At 39.0% G+C, this 20,390-nt stretch carries 11 protein-coding genes; 4 read left to right on the forward strand and 7 right to left on the reverse strand.

Annotated elements, in window-relative coordinates:
- Window positions 1-8 precede the first annotated feature (8 nt).
- A complete protein-coding gene (locus tag QSE00_RS10655) occupies window positions 9-1,529 on the forward strand; it encodes a RagB/SusD family nutrient uptake outer membrane protein (protein WP_286105931.1) in 1,521 nt (506 codons plus the stop codon).
- Between the two features lie 109 nt (window positions 1,530-1,638).
- Entirely contained in the window at window positions 1,639-4,965 is a 3,327-nt protein-coding gene (locus QSE00_RS10660; RefSeq protein WP_286105932.1) for a VCBS repeat-containing protein, read from the forward strand.
- Here QSE00_RS10660 and QSE00_RS10665 read toward each other — a convergent pair.
- Entirely contained in the window at window positions 4,962-5,849 is an 888-nt protein-coding gene (locus QSE00_RS10665) for a LysR family transcriptional regulator (RefSeq protein ID WP_286105933.1), read from the reverse strand. The genes QSE00_RS10660 and QSE00_RS10665 overlap by 4 nt on opposite strands.
- A 71-nt stretch (window positions 5,850-5,920) precedes the next feature.
- Between QSE00_RS10665 and QSE00_RS10670 the strand changes: the two genes are divergently transcribed.
- Together QSE00_RS10670 and amaB are read left to right on the forward strand one after the other, a co-directional pair.
- On the forward strand, window positions 5,921-6,829 hold the full coding sequence (locus tag QSE00_RS10670) for a DUF1338 domain-containing protein (protein ID WP_286105934.1): 909 nt from the start codon (window positions 5,921-5,923) through the stop codon (window positions 6,827-6,829).
- Between the two features lie 2 nt (window positions 6,830-6,831).
- Entirely contained in the window at window positions 6,832-8,358 is a 1,527-nt protein-coding gene (amaB, locus tag QSE00_RS10675) for an L-piperidine-6-carboxylate dehydrogenase (RefSeq protein ID WP_286105935.1), read from the forward strand.
- A 235-nt stretch (window positions 8,359-8,593) separates the two neighbouring features.
- Here the strand turns inward: amaB and QSE00_RS10680 are convergent, their stop codons facing one another.
- The 6 genes from QSE00_RS10680 to QSE00_RS10705 form a co-directional block, all read right to left on the reverse strand.
- Window positions 8,594-9,787 (reverse strand): aldose epimerase family protein, encoded by a 1,194-nt coding sequence (locus QSE00_RS10680; protein WP_459076839.1) that lies wholly within the window; start codon window positions 9,785-9,787, stop codon window positions 8,594-8,596.
- Between the two features lie 303 nt (window positions 9,788-10,090).
- On the reverse strand, window positions 10,091-11,509 hold the full coding sequence (locus tag QSE00_RS10685) for an aminopeptidase P family protein (protein ID WP_286105936.1): 1,419 nt from the start codon (window positions 11,507-11,509) through the stop codon (window positions 10,091-10,093).
- An 84-nt stretch (window positions 11,510-11,593) separates the two neighbouring features.
- The gene (locus QSE00_RS10690) at window positions 11,594-13,831 is read right to left on the reverse strand and encodes a S9 family peptidase (protein WP_286105937.1); all 2,238 of its coding nucleotides are present in this window, start codon (window positions 13,829-13,831) and stop codon (window positions 11,594-11,596) included.
- Between the two features lie 143 nt (window positions 13,832-13,974).
- Window positions 13,975-16,080 carry a bifunctional aldolase/short-chain dehydrogenase gene (locus QSE00_RS10695; protein ID WP_286105938.1) on the reverse strand — a complete coding sequence of 702 codons (2,106 nt, stop codon included), beginning with the start codon at window positions 16,078-16,080 and terminating at the stop codon, window positions 13,975-13,977.
- Between the two features lie 262 nt (window positions 16,081-16,342).
- On the reverse strand, window positions 16,343-17,740 hold the full coding sequence (locus tag QSE00_RS10700) for a hypothetical protein (protein ID WP_286105939.1): 1,398 nt from the start codon (window positions 17,738-17,740) through the stop codon (window positions 16,343-16,345).
- 82 nt (window positions 17,741-17,822) lie between these two features.
- A complete protein-coding gene (locus QSE00_RS10705) occupies window positions 17,823-20,294 on the reverse strand; it encodes a family 78 glycoside hydrolase catalytic domain (RefSeq protein ID WP_286105940.1) in 2,472 nt (823 codons plus the stop codon).
- Window positions 20,295-20,390: the final 96 nt, after the last annotated feature.

The raw sequence follows: 20,390 nt of genomic DNA on the forward strand, positions 1-20,390 counted from the left end.
ATAATATTATGAAAAAAATAAGATATATAATACTGTTAGTTTTTACTCTTGGCTTTTTTTACTCTTGCAATGATGATTTTATTAATGTTGAGAATCAAGAGCTCTTAACAGAATCAAGTTTTTGGCATTCCGAAGATCATGCCATGCAAGCCTTAATTGCCGCTTATGGGGCAATTCAAAGTTCCAGTGGAAGCAAATGGAATTTCTTTGAAGAGATGTACGTTACTATGGCTTATAGAGGTGATGATATATTGAACAATTCAGGTGAAACCTATGGTCGTTCATTGTCTAGCTTTACTAATACAACAGAAGAAAGTGGGCCATACAGCATATGGAAATCGAGCTATGCAGGTATTGGACGTGCAAATCAAATCTTAGATAGAGTTCCAGCTATGGAAACATTATCCCAGTCAACCAAGGATTTAATAATCGCAGAAGCTAAGTTTTTGAGAGCCTATTTCTATTTTTGGTTAGTGACCGGATTCGAAAATGTACCCTTAATTACAACATATAGTGATGAATTAGACAATCTATTCCCAAGCCAAGCTACTGCTTCTGAAATTTGGTTACAGATAGAAAAGGATTTAATAGAAGCTGAACCACACTTATTGTCCACACATTCTTCCGAATGGAAAGGTAGGGCTACCAAAGGTGCCGCAAAGGCATTATTGGGAAAGACATATCTTTTTCAAGAGAAATGGGGTATGGCAGAAACAACATTTGAAGAAGTTACTTCTATGGGATATGCATTATTACCTAATTATGAGGACAATTTTAATGGTAAGGGTGAAAACGGAAGTGAAAGTATATTTGAAGTACAACAATCAGGAGATCAATCTAACGGAAATGATGAACGTCAAGTTTTTAATTTCGAAGTAGCCCCATATCTTTTCGGTGGCTGGGAGCTCTTTTATCCATCCCAATGGCTGGTAGATGAAATGAAAACTGATATCGATGAGAACGGAAATCCCAGTAATCGTGTTTTAGAAAGCATTTTCTTTGATGACCCACTATCAGAAATGTACAGCATAGATGGTGGTGAAAATGTTAAGTATGGTGATGTTTCAGGTAGCTTAGATCATCCCAAGTATTTTAAAAAATATTCTGTCAATGCAGATACCAATTTCTATAACGGAACAAATATCTCAATAATCAGGTATGCCGATGTGTTACTAATGTATGCCGAAGCCTTAAACGAAAATGATAAGACTTCGTTAGCTCTAGATCAAGTAAATTTAGTACGAGCTAGGGGTGGTGCCGTAGAATTAGAAAGTATGACAAAGGATGAGTTAAGAAATCAAATTAGACACCATGAGCGGCCAGTTGAACTATCTATGGAATATGGTATACGTTGGTTTGATTTATATAGATGGCAAAGAGGAAGCACTGCTACAGAATCAATAAAGGCCACATTAGAAAATCACAACAAACCATTTGCAGAAAATTTTACAGATAAGCATATTGTATATCCAATCCCCTTGCAAGAATTGAATATCAATTCAAACCTTAACCAAAATACAGGCTGGTAGCGAAGACAAAAAGATGTTTTATTTGAGTTAGTTTTTTTGACGTAAGCGCCTAAAGGTTTAATTATCTTTAGGTGTTTACATTTATTACTGTAATTAAAGCCCATTCAAGATGAATCTATATTTAAATAATTCAAAATTCTATATTTTACTGTCGGTAGTTTTTGTATTACAGTCTTGTAAAAATGTGGGTGAAAGTAAATCAGGAGACCTACATATTGGGGAAACGACCTTGTTTACAGTCATGTACTCAATGGAAACGGGAATAAACTTTATAAACGAAATACCTGAAAGTAGCGCCATGAACAGTATGGTCTATGAGTATTTTTATAACGGAGGTGGTGTCGCTATAGGAGATATTGACAATGACGGCTTGCCAGATATCTATTTCACTTCCAATCTCAAAGAAAATAAGCTATATAAAAACAATGGACATTTTCAATTTGAAGATATTACCAAAACGGCAAAGGTTGAAGGTTCCTTTGGGTGGACAACCGGTGTTACCATGGCCGATGTGAACGCCGATGGCTGGTTGGATATTTATGTATGCAAATCTGGAAAAGGAAAGGCTGAAAATAGGGAAAATCTCTTGTTCATAAACAACAAGAATGGCTCTTTTAAGGAAGAAGCTCAGGAATATGGACTCAATTTTTCGGGTTATAGTACCCAAGCTGCTTTTTTTGATTTCGATAAAGATGGAGACTTGGATATGTTTTTGTTGAACCACAACGTAACCCCTATTAATACAGATAATCCAGAAAAATTCAAGAAAGAAGATAATCCATTGTCCGGTGACCGATTATACCGAAACGATAATGGCAAATTTACAGATATTTCCAGCGAGGCTGGTATTTTAAATAATTCAATGGGATTTGGACTGGGTGTTTCCCTAGGAGATTTAAACCAAGATGGATGGCCTGATATTTATGTAGCAAACGATTATATAGAGCAGGACTACCTCTATTACAATAATGGAGATGGTACATTTTCAGAGAATCTAAAGAAATCTATGGGGCATACATCAAATTTCTCAATGGGAACGGATATTGCCGATTTCAATAATGATGGGCTTTTGGACATTATGTCCTTGGACATGGTGGCCGAGGACAATTATGGAATAAAAACCAGTATGAGCGGAATGAACCCAAAGGCTTTTCACCACGCCGTTAATAATGGGTTCCATTACCAGTATATGTACAATGCTTTACAAATGAACAATGGTAATGAAACTTTTGGAGATCTTGCCCAATTGGCGGGAGTGTCCAATACCGATTGGAGTTGGGGACCACTTTTTGCTGATTTCGACAATGATGGGTTAAAAGACCTCTTTATATCCAATGGACTTAAAAGGGATTTTAGGAACAATGATTTTAGAAAATACAAACTAAAACGCTTGGAGGAGGCCCAAAAAAATGGTGAGAATATGGCCAAAGTAATAGAGGAGTTGGTAAAAAAAACACCGCAGAGGAAAACCCACAACTATTTTTTCAAAAACAAGGGCGACTTAACTTTTGAAAAAGTAATGAAGGATTGGGGTGTGGATATACCAACCTTTTCAAATGGGGCGGCCTATGCAGATCTGGATCTGGATGGCGATTTGGATTTGGTAATCAACAATATAGATGAAGAAGCCACAGTATTAAGAAATAATGCATCCGTAAACTATGTTCAATTTCGGTTTAAAGGAAATGACAAAAATCCATTTGGTATAGGTGCTAAAATTTGGTTAGAAACTGAAAAAGGTATTCAACTGGCCGAGAACTACCCAACACGAGGCTATCAATCCGCAGTGGAGCCGATATTACATTTCGGCCTGGGCCAAGATGCTATTGTAAAAAATGCTATCGTTACATGGCCTGATGGGAAAAGTGAAACATTTACGAACCTGCACCTAAATCAAAAAATAGTGGTAGAATATAAGAATGCGGTAACCTATGATCCAAACACTAAAAACAGTGCAGAGCCTATTTTTAAAGATATCACTGAAGAAATGGGACATAAACATGTTCATATTGAAAATGAGTACGATGACTTTTCCCGTGAGATTCTCCTTCCTCACAAAATGTCCCAATTCGGCCCTGGCCTTACCGTAGGAGATGTAAATAACGATGGCTTAGAAGATTTTTTCATAGGGGGAGCAAAAGGATATGAAGGGGTTCTTTATCTCCAAGAAGGGAATGGATCTTTCAGCCCTTGGAAGGGTAGTACTTGGAATAGAGACAAGGAATTCGAGGACGTGGACGCTGAATTTTTTGATGCCGACAATGATGGAGACCTGGATTTATATGTAGTAAGTGGTGGAAATGAGTGGGAAGCCGATAATGGAATGTACCAGGATCGTTTATACATTAATGATGGAGGTGATTTTAGTAAATCGAACGATAGACTACCCACAATGACTATTAGCGGAAGTACGGTAAAACCTTATGATTTTGATGAAGACGGTGATATGGACCTATTCGTGGGCAGCCGTATGTTTCCACATAAATATCCTTACTTCCAAACCAGTAAACTATTGGAAAATGTAAATGGTTTTTTCAAAGATGTTACCATAAAAAAGGCACCTGCCCTACAATATGCCGGAATGATAACCGATGCCATATGGACGGATTATGACGGAGACAACAAAACAGATTTGATTGTGGTGGGGGAATGGACCGGAATCGGCTTTTACAAAAATAAGAATGGCCGATTGGAACCAAGTCCAGACGTTTTACCTCAAAGTCAAGGGTGGTGGAACTGTGTTGAAGCATTTGATATGGATTCAGATGGTGATATGGATTTTGTGGTGGGCAACTTGGGATTGAATTCCAAGTATAAAGCCTCCCACGATGCCCCTTTTGAGGTGTACTCCACAGATTTTGACGATAATGGAACCAACGATATAGTTTTGGGATATTACGACAAGGGAAACCTTTTTCCCTTACGAGGGCGTGAATGTTCTTCCCAGCAAATGCCATTCATTAAAGAGAAATTTCCAACTTACGATAGTTTTGGTTCGGCGAAGCTTGATCAAGTATATGACGAAGAAAAATTGAAAGAGGCCTTACATCTGAAAGTCAGTTCATTTGCATCTATATACCTGGAAAATTTAGGAAATGCTCGGTTTAAAATTCATAATTTGCCCAATGAGGCACAGGTGTCTGCCATCAATGATATAGTTATTCAAGATTTTGATGGCGATGGTATAAATGATATTGTGGTTGCAGGGAACTTATATCAGACCGAAGTTGAAACCCCTAGGAATGATGCTAGCATAGGTATCCTATTGAAGGGATATAGCAAATCACTATTTTCTGCCATACCATATTCCCAAAGTGGCCTTTTTACTGACGGCGATGTAAAGAAAATTAGAGCCATTCGTTCAGGGAGTTCAAATAATACTTGCTTCCTTGTAGCTAAAAATGATGATTCACTTAGATTGATCAAGGTCAATTAAATCAATTCTAAAAAATAATGCAGGGCAGGGTTGGTATTAGTTTTTTTCCAAGCCGCAAAAAGTTCAGTCCTATGCGGTACATTGTCAAGTTCCAAGAATTTAATCTTATAATTATGTTCATCACGAAGTGAATTGGGGACAATGGAAATTCCCATACCGTTTTCCACCAACTTAAAAATAGTAGGTCCGTGTATGGACTTGTGGGATATGCGGGGGCTAAACCCTTGATCAGCACATAAATTCTGAATCTGTTGAAAATACATCGGGCTATTTTCATTGGGAAAAAGAATAAAGGACTCCTCAGAAAGTTGTCCCATGTGTTTAAAATTGTCTTTCGTTATATAATGATTTTCAGGTAAAACCAAAGAAAAATTTTCCTTATAAACAGATTTGATTCGAAGATCTGGTGACACTATATTAGAGCGCATAAAACCTATGTCTAGTTGTTCATGCTCCAAGGCCCTAATCTGCTCCGTATTGGTAAGTTCCTCCAAATAGAAATTTATTTTAGTGTATTTCTTTCCAAATTCCTTTAAAATTAACGGTAAATACATTTGCATGGCCGAACCTACGAATCCAATTTTTAATTGCCCCATTACTCCATCCTGGGTCAACTGCCAGCGCTCCATGGAATCACCCAACTGTTTAAGAATAAGTTCTGCCTCCTTTACCAATAATTGACCAGGTCTGCTAAGGGCTACCTTTCTATTTGTCCTTTCGAATAGTGTCACTCCCAAAATAGCTTCCAATTGTTTTATTTGCTGGCTTAGTGCCGACTGAGAAATAAATAGGATATCGGCGGCTTTTCGATAATGCAAAGTTTCTGCCAAAACCAAAAAATAACGTAAAGGACGAAGTTCTAACTGATTAGTTTTACTTATCATTAATGAAGTAATAAGAATTGTTTAAAATCAAATGTACAACTAAATTTGTTTTTTTAATAATCATAATTAATATGGAAACCAAGAGAAATATAGCTTTGGACACTATTTTGGAGGCATTGTTTACTCCTTATAGAGAACGTGTACCTGATGTGCAAAAAATAAGTGAAGCCATGATCTCACATGGAATTATCCAAGATGAAAATGAAATTGTAAATGATCATATAGCCTTTAGGACCTTGGGCATTCCTAACTTAGGTATAAACTCATTCGAAAAAATATTTTTGCATTATGGATACGAAAAAAGGGACTATTATTATTTCGAAGGAAAAAAACTGGATGCTTATTGGTACGCACCTCCAGAGGATCATTACCCCCGAATTTTTATGAGTGAGCTCAGGGTCTCCGAACTTTCAGAAGAGGCTCAGAAAATTATAAAAAAGTATACCCAAAATATTACTTCAGACCCAGTGGATCATATTGACCTGGACGACACTAAACGGGTTGGACAATTTTTTTATAAACCATTATGGAATATGCCATCATTGGCTGATTATTACACCTTAGCGGATGAAAGTGAATATGCCGCATGGGTAATTTATAACCGGTATTATTTAAACCATTACACCATAAGTGTTCATGATCTTCCGAAGGCCTACAATACCATTGAAAAATTCAATGAGTTTTTGGAATCCATAGATATAAAATTGAACACTTCTGGAGGTAAGATCAAAACAAGCAAAGATGGACTTCTAAAGCAAAGTAGCACCATCGCCAAAATGGTGGAGGCGGAATTTAGTGGCGGGGAGAAAGCGCTAATAGCAGGAAGTTATGTAGAATTTGCGGAACGCCTCCCTTTACCGGTGTATCAGGATGGTACGACAATAAACTTTACTAGAGTACAAAGGCGGGATGGATTTGAATCGGCCAACGCCGACAAAATATTTGAAAGTACGTATAGGGAACAGACTAATAATGTGTAAATATGAATAAAGTAATTGAAGATCTTGGGTTAAAAACACCTTTTTACGGCGTCAGTAGCGGGCAGAAAAATTGGGTAAGTAAGGGTGACAAGTTATATATTAAATCCCCTGTCGATGGCAAATCGATTGGTGAGGTAAACCTTGCAGAAAATAAGGATTATGAGACTCTGATGGCTGAAGCCCAAATTGCATTTCCAATTTGGAAGGCCATGCCGGCACCCCACCGTGGAGAAATTGTACGTCAGTTTGGGGATGCTCTTAGAAAGGAAAAGGAAAACCTGGGAAAATTGGTAAGTTATGAAATGGGAAAGAGCCTACAGGAAGGCTATGGAGAAGTTCAGGAAATGATCGACATCTGTGATTTTGCCGTGGGCCTATCACGACAGTTGTATGGTCTGCAAATGCATTCAGAAAGACCAGGCCATAGAATGTTTGAACAGTGGCACCCATTGGGAGTAGTAGGTATCATTTCCGCCTTTAATTTTCCTGTAGCGGTTTGGGCATGGAATGCTGCACTAGCATGGGTATGTGGAAATGTATGTATTTGGAAGCCATCTGAAAAAACTCCTTTTTCTGCAATGGCTTGTCAGGAAATTTTCAGAAAGGTATTAATAGCGAACGACCTTCCGGAGGGAATTTCCAATGTAATCATAGGGGATCGCGCTATTGGAAAATTAATGTCCTCCGACCCAAACATAGCCTTAATATCCGCAACGGGTTCTACCCAAATGGGAAAGAGCGTAGCTGAAACAGTTGGCAGACGTTTGGGGAAATCTATATTGGAACTAGGTGGTAACAATGCCATAATTGTAGCTGAAGATGCCGATCTAAATCACGCTGTTCCAGCGATTGTTTTTGGTGCCGTTGGTACCGCTGGACAGCGTTGTACTTCTACTAGACGGTTGATCGTTCACGAGAGTCAATTCGAATCCCTATTGGAGAAATTAAAACAAGCATATGGTCAAATACGTATAGGTGACCCCTTGGATGAAAATAACCATGTTGGGCCATTAATTGACACCATAGCAGTACAGGCTTATTTAAATACGGTAAAAAAAGCCCAGAATCAAGGCGGCGAACTTGTTTATGGCGGCCAAGTTTTGGATGGAGAAAAATATACCTCCGGCTGTTACGTAATGCCCACAATTATTAAGGCAGAACCCGATATGCCCATTATGAAACAGGAAACCTTTGCTCCTATTCTTTATGTAACCTCATATAAAGATTTGAACGACGCCATTAACATGCAGAACAATGTACCCCAAGGATTGTCCTCTTCCATATTTACCCTGAACATGAGAAAGGCAGAAACCTTCTTATCCAACTCGGGTTCCGATTGTGGAATTGCCAATGTTAATATAGGAACCTCAGGCGCAGAAATCGGAGGAGCCTTTGGTGGAGAAAAGGAAACGGGTGGTGGCCGTGAAAGTGGTTCCGATTCTTGGAAAGCCTATATGAGAAGACAGACCTGTACAGTAAATTATAGTACAGATTTGCCATTGGCCCAAGGGATAAAATTTGATTTGTAACCATAGTTATGACTTTTCATTACAGGTAGCATTTCGGACCACGATACAGGAAAATTTAAGTTTTAAATTAAATAAACTGTGCTGTTGATCTTCAATCGGTTTTTGAAAATTTTTGGATCAAGGCTTTCATTAATAATAAAGCCTTGGTTCTTTCAATCCAAATTGGACTGCATTAACCCTTTATTCGAATGGGTAGGGAGGTTAAATTCCCTTTCCATTCCTAAGCAGTCAATTCCTACTTTATAATATTCTGTTTATCCAACAAAAATCTATATACACAAATGGATGTATAAACTTCTCCAGGCTTTAAAATAGTACTTGGGAAATTTGATTTATTTGGGGAATCCGGAAAATGTTGTGATTCTAAACAAAATGCCCCTCTGAGCACATACGCTTTCTCACTCTTTCCTATATCATTTCCATTAAGGAAATTTCCGCTATATAATTGTAAACCTGGTTCATTAGTATATACCTCCATTACCCTACCACTTAGTGGCTCTTTAACCCTTGCCGCAAAAAACAATCCTTCTTCATTTTTAGGGAATTTGTTTAGAACAAAATTGTGATCATACCCATTCCCAAATAACAATTGCTCATTTTGATCCCTTAAATCCTGACCTATTGGTTTTCCACTTGTAAAATCAAAAGGTGTACCTTTAACCTCAAGTAATTTTCCAGTTGGAATTAAACCTTTATCAATTGGGGTATAGTAATCAGCATTAATTTCTAAAATATGGTCATTTATTGTTCCATTTCCTTCTCCTGCCAAATTAAAAAAGGAATGATGGGTTAAATTAACTATAGTAGTTCGATCAGTGGTTGCTGTATAAACAATTTTCAATTCGTTGGAATTTGTTAAAGTGTAATTCACTTTAACATGGAGATTCCCTGGATATCCCTCTTCACCATCTTCCGAAATTCGTTCAAATTCAATTTCATTGGTTGAAATCTGTCTAGTGTTCCAAACCAAACTTTCAAAACCTTTTTCACCTCCATGTAAATGATTAACACCATTATTTCTAGCCAGCTGATATTCCATATCCCCGATAGAAAATTTGGCATTTGCTATTCTATTTGCATATCTCCCTATTGTGGCTCCAAAATATTTTTCTTGAGCATTCCTATAACCATCCAAATCTGAAAAACCTAAAACAACATCATCAAACTTCCCATATCTATCTGGCACCAATAGTGACACTAGCCGCTGACCGTAATTGGTAAAAGCTATTTCTAAATTATTTACATTCTTAAGGATATAAAGGTCGGTATTCTTTCCATCGATCTGCTTCTTAAAAGAATCCTGATTTATTTTGTGCAAATCATTACAAAAATTCGAATTTTGTTTATCCATTTTGCTTTCACGGTCTTTACAACGGAATGTTAATGCTGCCAAAAAACACAATAAACACAAACCAATAATCAATTTCATACCTTAATTTTTTTTAATTAATACCATATCTCATTATCTCATTATTTTCAAAACCTTACTACGACCATAAAAGTCCATATAAGGCTAAAAACACGTCACCGGCCGTGGAAACCAAGCTTAGATTTCACAATTTCACTTACTACTTTACCGTATATTAAGTGCAACCATGTCGTTTTTGGTGATCTAATTCAAACTTACTAATTACAAACAGGGCTAAACATTGCTCCAAACTTATAAACACCTAATTAAGTTACATTACATACATTTTATCATCTAAAAACTTATTGCTAAAAGGTTAAAAATTTAGCCTTCAATAGTCACTCTTAGCCGAGTTTTGGAAATTCTAAAATCCTCTATTTCCATAGAAGTAGTAGGGAGCTTGGCTCCTAACAATCGGCTACCATTTTGCGTTATTAGGAAATCGTCCTCCACGCGGATTCCGCCAAAGCTTTTGTATTCTTCCAATTTGTCATAATTGACAAATTCAAAGTATTTATTCTCGCTCTTTCTCAGCGCTATAAGTTCGGGAATAAAGTAAATTCCCGGTTCTACGGTTAAGACCATTCCTTCTTCCTGGGCCCTGCCCATACGAAGGGATTTAAACCCAAATTCCTTACTCTGATGTAGGTCATCGGTGTACCCAACATATTGCTCTCCCAAGTTCTCCATGTCATGGACATCCAGCCCCATCATATGCCCCAATCCACATTGAAAAAACAAGGTATGCGCGCCTGCCTCAACGGCCATATCCGCATCGCCCTTCATTAACCCTAAATCAATTAGGCCCAGTACGATTTCTTTACATGCGGCAAGATGCACATCCCTAAATAACTGTTTGGGCTTGAGCATGCCAGCAGCAGTTTTATAAGAACTATAGACTATATCATAAATTTCTTTCTGTTTAACACTAAAGGTTTTGTTTACAGGAAAGGTACGAGTAAGGTCCCCGGCATATCCTGAGAAGTTTTCCGCACCACAGTCGCATAGGACCATATCACCCTCTTTTAAGAGATTCCCCCTAAAATGATTATGAAGTATTTGACCGTTAATCGTTACTATGGAAGGAAATGAAGTGTTATTTCCGTTGGCCATAGCTATATTTTGAACCGCACCGAACAAATCCGCCTCGGTCATACCCGCTTCAGCGATCTCCATGGCCTTATACTGCATTTCCACAGTGGTGTTCACGGCTTTTTCAATCTCCAAGATCTCCGCGTTGGACTTTATAGACCTTAGTTTTACTACGGCCTTTATCAAATCAGTAGATACTTTTTTTGAAACCTCCTTAGCCGATAAATTCAACAACTGGGACAATTTCAAAATATGTTCCGGACGATATGGCGGTAAATAGTGGACCTTCCTCCCCTTGGATTTGGCTTCACCAATATAACCATCAAGACTACCAATTGGAAATATACTAGCTACCCCTACCTTATGGGCCTGCTCTTCCAAGGATTCAATAGGTCCGGTAAAAACTATATCATCTATGGTTAAATTATTCCCAAAAATAATCTCCTTACCCTCATCCAAATCAATTACTGCATACAATCCAGGTACTTGAAGCCCAAAAAAATAAATAAAGGAACTATCCTGCCTATAGGGATAAGTGTTGTGCTCAAAGTTAATACCACTCTCCTCATTTCCAAGGAATAAGATCAATCCATCACCCACCAATTTCCTTAATTTTTCCCTTCTTACAATATATTCCTCCTTTGCAAACATAGATTTGATGATTTATATCTAAAAGATTATCCTAATTGAAATTAACGTATTTATCCAGTTATAATTTAAAATGAACCCCTGAGGTTATTTACCCCCGGCAGGTAGGTTCTTTTTCCAAAAACCTTCCATAGTTTGCCTAAGATGATAAGAGGTATTTTCCCTTTCATATATTGAATGCGCCCTCATTGGATAGGACATCATATTAAACATCTTATTATGTTCTATCAGTTTGTTGACCAACATCTCAAAACTCTGATAATGTACGTTATCGTCAGCGGTACCGTGAATAAGCATTAAGTTCCCTTCTAAGTGCTGCGCGAAATTAATTGGAGATCCATCGTGATAGCCTTTGGCATTATCTTCCAACAGCCCCATATATCTTTCCTGATAGGTAGCATCATAAAGTCTTTGGTCTGACACGAAGGAAACTGCCAATCCCGAAGAATAGATCTCTGGATACCTAAACATACAATTCAGTGTCATTTGGCCACCGCCACTCCATCCCCAAATCCCTACTCTGGATGGATCCAAAAAATTATAGGTTTCCAATATTTTTTTAGCGGCCTTGCTCTGGTCCTGTGAAGCTAGAATACCTATTTGCCCATAAATGGATTTGCGCCATTTATTGCCTCTAGGTGTCTTGGTTCCGCGATTGTCCACACTCATTACAATGTAACCCTGTTGGGCCATATACTGATCCCAAAGACTGCCGCCACCCCAATTGTCCTGAACGGTAGCACCTGCTGGTTCACCATAAACATAGAACAATAACGGATATTTTTTGGTCGGATCAAAATCCTTTGGTTTAATCATCCAGGCATCCAAAACATCATCACCGATATCTACCTTTACAAACTCTTTTGGATTCAATTTCAAGGCCCCATATTTGGCCTTTAACTCCTTATTATCCTCCAAAATTCTTCTTTGTTTGTGATTGGGAAGACTTATTAAGGAATATTTAGGAGGGGTAACCGCATTCTGGAATACATGGATCCCCCATTTGGCATCATTGGATATTTGATAGGAGCTCTGGCCTGAATTGGAGCTCGGGGTTATTCTTTCGGCCTCCCCTTGTCCATCTATACGGCTCCTGTACAAATATCTTTGGGTGTAATCATCCGGGGAAGCAATATAATATACATAGCCACCCTTTGGATCTATGCAGTTGATCTCTACCACGTCAAAATTGCCTTTAGTGATAGGCTGTACCACACTGCCATCCCGAGATACCTTATAAAGGTGCAACCACCCATCCCTTTCACTGGACCAAGTAAAGTACTTTTCATTTTCCAACCATCTTACGTCGTCATGAATATCCAAAAAGGCATCATCTTTTTCCGTTAGGATATTAACAAGATCCGTGGTCTGAATATTCCCAATATAGACCTTATTGGTGTTTTGCCTTCGATTTAATTGCTGGATCATTACCTCATTGGAATTGGGTATAAAATCCATACGCGCCAAATAATTGTTCTTTGGATCACCTGGAACCTTGAACCATTTGGAAGTACCGTTTTCCAAAGATACCACCCCGACCTTTACTGTTGAAAGTTCCGTCCCTACCTTTGGGTAAGGCATAGGGATTGGTTTAGAGTAAATGGAATCCACATTGTTTATCATATAAAAAGTACCCACATCCTTGGTGTCCGATTGCCAATAGGCTATATGTTTACCATCCGGGCTCCACCTAAAGCCGTCCCTACAATTTAATTCCTCTTCATATACCCAATCGAATGTGCCATTTACTATATTATCCCCCCCATCCTTGGTAAGCTGATCTATTTTATGATCTTCCAGATTTTCCGAATATATATTCAATTCACTTACATAAGCTACTTTGGAAGCATCCGGAGAAAATTTCGCAAACATTAAGGTCGCCGAAGGTAATGAACGCCCTAACCTTGCCAATTTATTAGACTTTAGATCCAACACCCAATAATCGCCACGTGTGTGATACCTCCACACCTTGCGCGTATTGGTAAAAAGGAGAATTTTGTTATTATCAAGAGACCATTGGTAATCCGAAATGGTAATAGGCACTTTTTTGTCCTGGGGTATTAATTGCGCTGCGGAAACCAAAACCAACCTTGCCCCACTTTTTGCATCATATTTAACAATATCCCTGCCCCCTATCTCTTTATTGGTCTCTAGGGTAGAGTATCCTTTGTTGTCCTTCATCCAGCGCACTGGACCAAACCCCTTTTGGCCGAAAATACTATTCCTGTATATATCATGTAACTGTAAAGTAGATCCAGTCTGTGCCAGACCATTCCCAATAAAAAACAAAAAGCACAGTATGCTTCCCAAAATCCCTTTTTTCATAACTCTTATTATTTTCCTAAAATATTTGCTTAGGAAAGACTTAAAATAATTTCCATCAAAATAGCTCGATTAGTAATAGACCTGCCAGAAATTGGACACTGACAGGCCCAACTACTAATTCGACAACGCAATCAACTCACTAATTATCTTACGAATGCATTGGCCATACCGCCATCCACATTTATTATATTGCCCGTGGTCTTATCCAGGATGGCAACACAGGCAAAAACACCGTTGGCTATATCCTCTGGATAAATAATCTCGTTCAACAAATTTCTTTTGGCGTAATGTGCGGGCAGTTCGTCCACGGTAATGCCGTAGGCCTTGGCCCTTCCTTCGGCCCAATCGCCTTCCCAAATCTTACTGCCCACTATAACCCCGTCCGGGTTTACCGTGTTCACACGGATCTTGTCTCCGCCCAATTCGGCCGCCAATAAACGGGCCATATGCTGTTGTGCCGCCTTGGCGGTACCATAGCCCACATTGTTCGGGCCTGAAACCAGCCCGTTCTTACTGGCTATACTTATAAAATCTCCTCCCAATCCTTGCTTGCGCATTATCGCAACTGCCTGTTTGGCAAGTTCAAACTGCCCTTTCACCAAAACATTCTGCAAAATATCCCAATCCTTTTCGGTGGTCTCATCCAATGGCTTGGAAATGGCAAGTCCCGCACTATGCACTACAATATCCACACCGCCAAACTCCAAACACGCTTTCTTATAAGCCCCCGCAATAGATTCACTTTTGGTAACATCGCAAACCGCATAACTGGCAGTATCCGACTTATAGGTGCCTACAGCCTCCTCCAATCGATCTTCGGCTATATCGGTCAATACCACATTGGCTCCTTCACTGGCCAGTTTATCCGCAATGGCCTTGCCTATACCTCCTCCTGCTCCGGTAACTACCGCTACTTTTCTGGACAGGGGCTGTTCTTTGGGCATGCGCCTCAACTTGGCCTCTTCCAGCAACCAATATTCAATATCAAAAGCTTCCTGCCTGGGTAAAGAGGTATACTCGGTAATGGCTTCGGCGCCCCTCATTACATTGATGGCATTGATGTAAAATTCACTTGCCACCCTAGTGGTCTGCTTGTTCTTTGCAAAACTGAACATCCCAATGCCCGGATATATGATGATCACCGGATTAGGGTCGCGCATGGCCGGGCTATTGTCCCTTTTACAGGTCTCATAGTAATCTTTGTAGCCTTGCCTGTAGGCCTCAAAGGCCGGTTCCAGTTTTTTCAATACGGCTTTGGCATCACCAAGATCCTCCTTCGGATCCAGATCCAATACCAAAGGCTGTATCTTCGTCCTTAGAAAGTGGTCCGGACAGGATGTGCCCATTGGCGCCAAGCGCTCCAAGTCATTGCTATTGATATACTCCAAGACCACATCACTATCCGAAAAATGCCCTATCATTCTATTTTCGGAAGAACAAAGTCCCCTTAGCAATGGCATTATTTGGGAAGCCTTTTCAGCGCGTTCCTCTTGGGGCAGGCTTTTAACTTTTTGCCCTCCAAATACACTGCCCTTTTCCGTAATCTTTTTGGCGATATACTCTGAAGCCATTTCTATGACCTCCAAGCTGTTCATATAGCACTCATAAGAGGTGTCCCCCCAGGTGAAAAGTCCGTGGCTCCCCAAAACGATCCCCCTTATACCGGGATTGTCCTCCAAACATTTTTCCAATTGCAGGCCTAGATCAAAACCTGGCCTTTGCCAAGGTACCCAGCCCATGGTATCTCCCCAAATTTCCCTGGTCACCTTTTCACTATCCTTCGCCGCGGCTACCGCTATCAAGGCATCCGGATGCAAATGGTCTATATGCTTAAAGGGAAGTAGACCGTGCAAGGGTGTATCTATGGACGGGGCCTTGCTTTCCAGATCGTAGATACAATGGTCAAAAAGACCTACCATTCGGTCCTCATCCGCAAGACCTCCATATACGTTTTTCAAGTTTCTCAACCGTTCGGTATACAATCCGGCGATACCGGCCTTGCTCAAAGTGCCTATATCCCCACCGGAACCCTTGATCCACATTACCTCTACCTCTTCATTGGTCAAAGGATCCTTTTCAACGGTCTTACAACTGGTATTGCCCCCACCATAATTGGTAATTCGAAGATCAGCCCCTAAAATATTGGACCTATAAAGAAACAGTTCTACCTGATCGTCGCCCAGCGCCTCCGCCTTGCTCTCTTCCCAGAGATAATTAACGTATTTAAAATTCTTTACGGAATGATTCATAATTTAATGGCTTCAAAAGTTTTAAACACTCTAAAAAATCACACTGTTCCCAAGTAAACTTCCATAAGGAATTTGAGTATTTTTCCACTCTTTTTGTATGGAAGCTTATTCTCAAGCAAAAAAGGTGCGAAAACTATTATCGTCTTTAATAATATTTTGTTGTCACTTAAACACAAATAACATACTAACTAACAATTGACATGGACAAGAATAAACAATTATAGTTAGGGGCCAATCCAAAATACCCAGAATCCCAAAATTGCTATAATCGGAATTCAATATCCTGTAAATATTCGTCTATCCATTCTTGGGTCCTATATTTAAACAAACTTGCGCCGTTACAGCTTCCATATTTGCCCTGCCACTCACGAAACATAGGTTGGGCCAAAGCACCATTACCCATAGAAGGTAGAGTTAAAAAGGGGTCTTGTATGTATTCGGCATACGTGTCACCTCTCTTACCACTCACAATAAATGTGTAGGTACCCACCTTATTATCTTTGTTCCATAAGTATTTCCCATTTCCTAAACCAACAGGGCCCGGACCTGTATAGGAAGCTATCCAATCAATTGTCCCATCATGATTAGCATCACCATATCCTAAAGAATAATGATCGGCTGGAGAACCAGGTAAATCAGGTGCAACCCGTTTAATAATACTATTAAAATGAGGAATATAGTTTTCCTTATCCGGAGAATTGGTACAAACACTCCAAATTGCCACAGCATCCTCTTTGCTAAAGCCTTCAACCGAGGGTACTCCATCCGGAGGAAGATACTCAGGATGTTTAATTTCATTAATTCCAAACGCTCGCTTATGACTTTCTTCAACCGATAGACCATCTTTCCATAAACCATTAAAGAAATTCACAAATTCAGGAGCACTTTTATTCATGGCCAACCAATTCTGCCCAACTACTTTATCTGGTCCATACAGCCATCCCGCAAAGGTATTTGCAAGCCACTCCGCATCATTTTGCAAGCCATAGTTCAAATAATCCAAAATCCAAAACTTACCTTCGCTGTACCCATATAGCTTATCCGGATCCGAGGTTCGCGTGTGATACACATAATTGGCCCATTTTGTAAAAATATCTTGTAAGAGTATGGCATCTTTGTGATTCACTGGACTTTCCGTGGCCCCCCACTGCCAACCATGCATACTTTCATGTGCTATAGTAAACCATTCGCTGTTAGGGCCCAAACTGATACTTTTCGAATGTCCGTTATAGCCAGCGGCATTTAGTCCAGTAAGAATCCAAACTCCAGCGGACTCGGAGCTGCCCGTTATTCCTAGCAAAATTTGTTGAACTTCAGACATAGGCATGCCTTTGTTGACCATATCTTGATAAAACATTTGCCACCTGACCTTAACGTCTCGGTATACTTCAGGGGGAGTTCTACCATCGGGCAATACAAGTTCTTCCTCCGTCCAATTTTGGTCATCTTTCACATGTCTTTGTACATGGAGTGTAAAGGATGACTCTACCCCATCACTTATCGGTACTGTTACAGTACCCACCAGAAAATGACCTTCAATTTTGTACAAATTACTGTCGGAAACAATTCCGTTCCCCCTCATGTCATCGTTATTTTGACATTTAACAAAATGTACTTGTAAAAACATAAAAGTTGCGATAAAATAAATTTTCTTGTTCATAACGACATTTAATTCCAAAGTTACCTATAGGATATATTGATTAAAACTTAATTAAGATTGTTTTTCTAAAGACATTAATAGTTTAATTATCAGGAACAGAAGACTGGATAATAATGTATCTGCCTTCCGTTAACCTCAAGTCAACACCACTAGCCCCGTTAATAAATCTACTACTATAGTCGTGGTCTCTATTTTTTACGATTCGATAAGTTTGTGCTTTGTCATTTCGCAAAATTAAATTTGCAGAACTGCCTATCGGTATTTCCAAATCATACTTGATTTGGCCATTATTCAATTTTTTCCAATTTGATATAATTTTACCATAAGGTGACATATAACAAGTATTGACATAATCCAAACCATCTGGAATCGAAGGATTTATTATAAAATGTTCGAACCCTGGTGAATTTTTGTCAGGCCTTATTCCACCCAACCATCGGTAAAACCATTCTGAGACAGAGCCGAACATAGGGTGACAATTAGAATAGGTATCGTCACTTTCCTTCCAAGTCTCCCATAGGGTAGTTGCCCCTTGGTCTATCATATACCCCCAGCCAGGATATATTTTACTATTTACAATTTCGTAAACCCTATTTACATTGCCCGATTTTGAAAGTGCTTCCAAAATATACTTGGTCCCAAAAATACCAGTTGTGAAATGCCCAGAAAAACGGGTTGATAAAGATTCCAATAACAATTTAGATGCATTTTCAATTTCATTTTCGGGAATAACGTCATAATACAACAAGGTGGCATACACCGTTTGTCTGTTAATGTTTGTTTCTGGTTTATTTTTCCAAAACTGATTTAATAAAATCTTCTCCAATTTATCCACAAGCTTCCCAAAGTGTATTACATTCGCGACGTCCCTCATGTGTTCTGCAAACTCCTTCATAATGCGGGCACATTTTAAATAGTGGCTTGTCCCAATGAGCTCTACAGATGACGAAACAATTGCTTCGTGATCGGCAAGCCCTGAGGTCACTACTCCGTTCGGATTTAATCTTGAAACTTTGTCCATCCAATCCAAATCCGTACAATACATTTCTTCCACTAAGGAGGTATCATTATAATATAAGTATAGGTTGTATTGAGTAATCAAAAAAGCTGATTCCCAACTTAGTCCGCAATATTCTAAACCAACATATGGGGCTGTATCTATGAAAACGGAATCCCTGATGGCATCTTTCCAGTCATATACCGTTTTCTTATAAAAATCTTTCATATCAAAATTATAGATAAATGCCTCACTGGTTGCATTTATATCCCCGCCGTATCCAAATTTCTCACGAGCGGGACAATCAGACTGCACTCCAATAAGATTTGATAAAAAAGTTCTTGTGGAGGCAACCTGAATGGAATTTATCAATTCTGAACTACAACTAAATGTACCATTTTCTATAACGTTGGTGTTAAAGGCAAGTCCTTGGACCTCCTGCTTGATCGGACAATATGTTAGTCCAGATAGCTCAATGTACCTGTAGGTATGAAAAGTAAATTTGGGACTGAACCATACGTCCGAATCACTTCCAAAAATATAGCTATCCGACTGCCAAGCAATGCTAGGGGCGCCTGGTCCACCTTTTCCTTTTTCCTTAATTTGTCCTGCAACGGTTGTCATTGGATTTAATTCTCCGTTATCATAGATTCTTTCACCAAAGCGTAGAGTTATCGTATCATTGACCTTACCTCTCAAGTTAATTCTATAAGTACCAGTAAAGTTTTCCCCCATATCAATTACAAATTTGTTGTTCGAAGATGGATTTATGCTTATTGGTGATATTGTTCTTGTTATTTGAATAGATGGAAAAAATGTTTTTTGTAATTTACCACCTGGGCCTTGACTTATTTTAGCGTTGTTCCATTGGTTGTCATTAAAATACCCAGTATCCCATCCTTTAACCTCCCTTCTGGCATCATAGACTTCGCCTAAATAAACATTATTTCTAACAGTGGGGCCATTGTAATATTTCCAACTACTATCCGTAACTATCTCTTCAACCAAGCCATTCCTATATTTTAAGATCACTTTAGCTATAAAAACCGGCTCACCAGTAGGAAGTACATCCCTCAAATTAAGGTGTCCCCACATTTTCATGGGTAGTGAATTATAAAATCCATTGCCCAAAGCGACACCAATACAATTTTTACCCACTTTAAGATTTTTGGAAATATCATAATCAGAGTAATAAATACGTTTACTAAAATCAGACCAAGCTGGATCAAGATAATTTTTACCAATTTTTTCGCCATTTATGGTTGCATGATAATATCCAGCCGAGCTAATATATAATCTTGCTGATACCAAATGGCTGGCGACCTCTAAGTCCCTCCTGAAAATGGGGCCCATTTCATTCTGGTATCTAAGGGAATCGGATAATATTGTGTCCATCTCCGCTCCAATCCAACTAGAGTTGGACCAGTCCATGTCCAACAAAACCGATTTTTCGTTTTTTTCCGACCAATGACAGCTGTAAGTAAACAAAATGAACAGTAGGCATTTGTACCTATTAAGCCAATTTGCTTTATTTCTAAAAACTTCTGCAACCATCATTTAATATTTGAACAAACTTAACTTTCAATATATCTTCATTCTTCAACAACAACCCGTTTAAGTTAAATTCTAGTTGAAGTTTGAAAAGGTAGATAC

The sequence above is a fragment of the Arenibacter flavimaris genome (genome assembly GCF_030291335.1).
In the GTDB taxonomy this organism is placed as follows: Bacteria; Bacteroidota; Bacteroidia; order Flavobacteriales; family Flavobacteriaceae; genus Arenibacter.